Source organism: Candidatus Symbiopectobacterium sp. 'North America' (assembly GCF_015762685.1).
Taxonomy (GTDB): Bacteria; Pseudomonadota; Gammaproteobacteria; order Enterobacterales; family Enterobacteriaceae; genus Symbiopectobacterium.
Window position 1 is genome coordinate 1 of record NZ_PEHF01000028.1, and the last position, 1926, is coordinate 1926.

General features: G+C 51.9%; 2 protein-coding genes. One reads left to right on the forward strand and one right to left on the reverse strand.

Annotated elements, in window-relative coordinates:
- Nucleotides 1–90 precede the first annotated feature (90 nt).
- A complete protein-coding gene (locus tag CS369_RS06715; protein ID WP_196906510.1) occupies nt 91–378 on the reverse strand; it encodes a putative quinol monooxygenase in 288 nt (95 codons plus the stop codon).
- Nucleotides 379–627: 249 nt separating this feature from the next.
- Between CS369_RS06715 and pyrC the strand changes: the two genes are divergently transcribed.
- Entirely contained in the window at nt 628–1671 is a 1044-nt protein-coding gene (gene pyrC / locus CS369_RS06720) for a dihydroorotase (RefSeq protein ID WP_196906511.1), read from the forward strand.
- Nucleotides 1672–1926: the final 255 nt, after the last annotated feature.

Sequence of the window (1926 nt, forward strand, 5' to 3'; positions counted from 1 at the left end):
ATTTAAGCAAGCCCAACATCAATCGAAAATCAGTGTTGCAAAAACGGGGGTGACCATAGATTTTTATATTTGTATTGAAAAAATCGCAGCTTAAATCAGCGCACGCAGCGGGGTAATTACCATACCCAGCGTTTTGCCTTCCAACTCGGCCACCAGTTGCTGAAAGTGCGGGGTTGCTTCGTGCTCCGTCAAGACCTCACGACTTGCCCAGCGTTCAAAAAAGACGAACGTACCCGGCGCTTCTAGTGACTCGTGCAGATCGTATTGCAGGTTTCCCGCTTCGGCACGACTGGGTGCCACCACCTTTTTCACCGCTTGTGCGACGGCATCAACGAATTCTGATTTGGCCTGAATACTGGCGACAATACGCAATTCCATATGTTGCTCCTGTTAGGTATCCCAACGGGCCTTGAATGGCCAGACTGAGAAATTGGCGATGGGACTTACCATACGCTACTCTTTCCTCGTCGTGTACCCTGTACCCCGGTGGTTAGCACAGAACGCCACTCGCTTCCAATAAGGTTTCGTCAGCAACAAACGGGTGCATTCCCAGCACTTTGCGCTTATGCTTGTGTCCCGCCGTATCTGCTCGTGACATTTAGCATTTAGCCCGCTGGAGCGCTTTTCATGACAACACTGTCTACCGTATTAAAAATTCGCCGTCCTGATGACTGGTATCTTCACCTGCGCGACGATGACGTACTCGCAACCGTGTTGCCGTTTACCAGTCGTCATTTTGGCCGCGCGATTGTAATGCCCAACCTGACACCGCCGATCACCAGCATCACCTGTGCGCTGGCCTATCGCGAGCGTATTCTCGCCGCGATCCCGGCAGGTAACGATTTTCAACCGTTGATGACGTGCTATCTGACAGACTCGCTGGACGCAAAAGAGGTCGTGGCAGGTTTCCAACAAGGGGTATTTACCGCCGCCAAGCTTTATCCGGCAAACGCGACCACCAACTCCAGTTTTGGTGTTACCGATGTCGCCAATATCTACCCTATCCTTGAGCAGATGGCAGACATCGGCATGCCGCTGTTGATTCACGGCGAAGTGACCGATCCGGCGATCGATATTTTCGACCGCGAAGCCCGTTTTATCGAATCAGTCATGGAGCCACTGCGCAAACGCTTCCCTACACTGAAAATCGTGTTTGAACACATCACAACCCGCGAAGCAGCACAGTACGTGTTAGACGGCGATCGCTATCTGGGCGCTACCGTAACGCCGCAACACCTGATGTTTAACCGCAACCATATGCTGGTGAGCGGTGTGCGACCTCACTTGTACTGCCTGCTGATTCTGAAACGCAATATTCACCAACAGGCACTGCGCGATGCGGTCGCCAGTGGTTCTGACCGTTTCTTCCTCGGTACGGATTCAGCGCCTCATGCGCGCCACAAGAAAGAAGCAAGTTGTGGCTGTGCCGGAGTGTTCAACGCGCAGGCCGCGTTCTGTGCCTACGCCACCGTGTTTGAAGAGATTGGCGCACTGGATAAGTTAGAAGCGTTCTGCTCGCTCAATGGACCCGAGTTTTACGGTTTACCGACCAATGAGGGCTGGATTGAATTGCATAAGGCTCTCATAACCTTCCCGGAAAGCATCGCGTTAGGTGATGACGCGCTGGTACCCTTCCTTGCCAGTCAAACCCTGAACTGGCAAGTCCGTTAATCTTCCCGCCCGTGCGCTGCATAGTCGCGGCGCACGGACTTTTAACAGCCTTTGCCTTTCACCACCACATATTTGTATCAACCCTATTGCTCCCCCTCACCTTTAACTGTATAAATAAGGGTCTTCCCCTATCATGGTGGCACACACCCTCAATCAAGTATAATTATCTATACTTGTACCTTCCCAAAGGAAGTATTTATGCCCCCCACATCCCTAAACCTAAACTTATCACCGCGACATTCCCCCTTATCTTCG

Excerpts from the sequence above, each read along its gene's own strand:
- pyrC (WP_196906511.1), top strand. The coding sequence starts at position 628 with ATGACAACACTGTCTACCGTATTAAAAATTCGCCGTCCTGATGACTGG.
- CS369_RS06715 (WP_196906510.1), bottom strand. The coding sequence starts at position 378 with ATGGAATTGCGTATTGTCGCCAGTATTCAGGCCAAATCAGAATTCGTT.